Annotated in this window: 3 protein-coding genes; all 3 read left to right on the forward strand. The window is 67.1% G+C overall.

The features are described 5' to 3' along the window. A partial coding sequence (xylA, locus tag ACXJLH_RS29215; RefSeq protein WP_457447974.1) for a xylose isomerase occupies positions 1–1,146 on the forward strand: 1,146 nt, incomplete at its 5' end. Between the two features lie 35 nt (positions 1,147–1,181). After that, on the forward strand, positions 1,182–2,675 hold the full coding sequence (locus tag ACXJLH_RS29220; protein WP_457393782.1) for a GH1 family beta-glucosidase: 1,494 nt from the start codon (positions 1,182–1,184) through the stop codon (positions 2,673–2,675). Continuing rightward, a partial coding sequence (locus ACXJLH_RS29225; protein ID WP_457447976.1) for an MFS transporter occupies positions 2,672–3,325 on the forward strand: 654 nt, incomplete at its 3' end. The genes ACXJLH_RS29220 and ACXJLH_RS29225, both read left to right, overlap by 4 nt.

Raw genomic sequence — 3,325 nt, forward strand, 5'->3', positions numbered from 1 at the left:
GACCCGTTCGGCGGCGCCACCTTCGAGCGCCCCTGGTTCCAGGGCGGCAGCCCGATGGAGCTGGCCAAGCTCAAGGCCGACGCGGCCTTCGAGTTCTTTGCCAAGCTCGGCGCGCCCTACTACTGCTTCCATGACCGCGACGTCGCCCCGGAAGGCGCCACGCCGCGCGAGAGCCACGAGAACTTCCTGCGCATGGTCGAYGTGCTSGGCGAGAAGCAGCAGGCCACGGGCTTGAAGCTSYTGTGGGGCACGGCCAATCTGTTCAGCCACCGCCGCTTCATGAGCGGTGCGGCCAGCAACCCCAACCCCGAGCTGTTCGCCATGGCCGCGCTGCAGGTGCGCGACGCGATGGACGCGACGCTGAAGCTCGGCGGCGAGAACTACGTGYTGTGGGGCGGCCGCGAGGGCTAYGAGACGCTGCTGAACACGCGCCTGGGCCAGGAGCTGGACCAGCTCGGCCGCTTCCTGAACATGGTGGTKGAGTACAAGCACAAGATCGGCTTCAAGGGCGCCATCCTSATCGAGCCCAAGCCGCGCGAGCCGTCCAAGCACCAGTACGACTTCGATACCGCSACCGTGTACGGCTTCCTSGTCCGYTACGGCCTGGAGAAGGAAGTSAAGGTCAACATCGAGGCCAACCACGCCACGCTGTCGGGCCACAGCTTCGAGCAYGAGATCGCCACGGCMGGCGCCTTGGGCATCCTGGGCAGCCTGGACATGAACCGCGGTGAYCCGCAGCTGGGCTGGGACACCGACCAGTTCCCCAACAACGTGCCGGAGACGGCGATCGCGCTGTACCACGTCATCCAGGCCGGCGGGCTGGGCTCGGGCGGGTTGAACTTCGACGCCAAGGTGCGCCGCCAGTCCATCGATGCTGAGGACCTGTTCCACGGCCACATCGGCGGCATGGACGTGTGCGCGCAGGCGCTGCTGATTGCCGAGAAGATGGTCAACGACGGCCGCCTGAAGGCCGCCGTGGACAGCCGCTACGCCGGCTGGGACGCGCCCGCCGGGCAGGACATCCTCAACGGCCGGCGTTCGCTGACCGAGCTCGCCGACCAGGTGCTCGCCGCCAACACCGACGTGGCGCCCGTGTCCGGCCGCCAGGAAGTCTTCGAGAACCTGGTCAACCGCTTCTGCGGCTGAACGGCCTCGTTAAAACAACAGGCCGACGCCCTGCCATGACCCACGCTCTCCCATTGCTGCCCGACTTCGTTCCGGTCGCGCCCGCGACTGCCCGCCACACCGGGAACGCCCCCTTCATCAAAGGTACCGCCGCGACACCCGGAAGTGCCTTGAGCAGCGAGGCGCGCAACAGCGCGATGCTGACCTACTCCAGCCCCTTCCCCGCCGACTTCGTCTTCGGTGTTGCCGCCGCCGCACCCCAGATCGAGGGCGCCGCCTTCACCGATGGCAAGGGCGAGTCCATCTGGGACCGCTTCTGCCGCACGCCCGGCAAGGTGCATGACGACGACACCCTGGACGTCGCCTGCGATCACTACAACCGCTTCGATGACGACTTCGCGCTGATGGCGTCGTTGGGCGTCAAGAACTACCGCCTGTCGCTGGCCTGGCCGCGCATCTATCCGAACGGCGACGGTGAGCTGAACCAGGCCGGCCTGGACTTCTATCACCGCCTCTTCGCCAGCATGAAGAAGCACGGCATCGAGCCCTGGGTGACGCTCTTCCACTGGGACCTGCCGCAGTCGCTGGAGGACCGCGGCGGCTGGACCTCGCGCGTCACGGTCGACGCCTTCGGCCGCTACGCCGACACGGTCGTCAAGGCCTTCGCCGGTGAAGTGAAGCACTGGATCACGATGAACGAGATCCGCTGCTTCACGCAACTGGCCTACGGCTATGGCACCAAGGCACCGGGGCGCAAAGAGAGCGCGGCCGTCGTCAACCAGACCTTCCACCACGCGCTGCTGTGCCACGGCCACGGCGTGCGCGCGGTGCGCGAGTTCGGCGGCGCAGGCGCCGTGGTCGGCCTGACCGACAACTGCGATGTCTGCGTGCCCGTCACCGAGACACCGGCCGACATCGCCGCGGCCAAGGCCTGGTTCCTGGAGAAGAACGCGCACGTGCTGGGCGCCATGCACGCCGGCCACTACCCGGCCGACTATCTGGCCCGCGTGGGCAGCGATGCCCCGCAGGTGCTGCCCGGTGACTTCGAGCTCATCAGCCTGCCCACCGACCACCTGGGCCTGAACATCTACACCGCCACGTACGTGCGCGCCGGCAAGGATGGCGCCGCCTGGGAGGCCGTGCCGCTGCCGGCCAACTACCCGCGCGCCGACAGCCTCTGGCTCAACCTGGTGCCCCAGGCCATCTATTGGGCCACCCGTTTCTGCCATGAGCTGTACGGCCACGCTTCGCTGTACATCACCGAGAACGGCTGCGGCTACAACGACGAGCCAGTCGTGAACGGCGAGGTGCTGGACCTGCACCGCCGCGACTTCCTGCGCAACCACCTGCGCGAGGCCCACCGCGCGATTGCCGACGGCGTGCCGCTGCACGGCTACTTCCTGTGGAGCTTCATCGACAACTACGAGTGGGAAGACGGCTACCAGCGGCGCTTTGGCATCGTGCACTGCGACTACGCCACGCAGGTGCGCACCCCGAAGCTGTCGGCGCGCTACTACGCCGAAGTCATGCGCGAGCGGTGCATCCTGTGAACGCGAGCACCCTTCACCTGGAGCGCGTCGTGCCGCCCGCGGCGGATCGCCTGCCGATGCGCCAGAAGATCGGCTTTGGCCTCGGGTCCATCCTGGACATGTGGGGCCACTGGCTCTATCCGTCGCTGGCCTACCAGGTCTTCAACATCTTCCTCGGCGTGGCCCCCGGCCTGATTTCGACGGTGCAGATGATCAAGATCTTCGTCGACGCCGGCTCGGACGCCGTCTTCGGCTGGCTGTCGGACAACACGCGCACGCGCTACGGGCGCCGCCGTCCCTTCATCCTGGTGGGCGGCGTGCTTGCCGGCATCGGCCTGCCACTGATGTTCGCTGTAGGCAAGGGGTGGACCCAATCCGAGTACTTCATCTTCATGCTGGTCAGCACGGTGATCTACGTGCCCATCATGAGCTGCTTCAACATGCCCTGGAGCAGCCTTGGTGCGGAGATGACGCCGGACTACCACGAGCGCACGATGGTGATGGCGATCCGCAACGCCATCCAGAAGGGGCCCGAGCTGGCGATGTTCTTCGCCGCCCAGTTCACGACGCTGGCCCTCTTCAACCAGGCCAACGGCAAGCCCGACATCCTGCGCGGCGCGCAGACCTATTGCGCCATCCTCGGCGCCATCATGGTGGCTGCTTCCATCGCC

It is taken from the genome of Roseateles sp. P5_E4 (assembly GCF_054049255.1).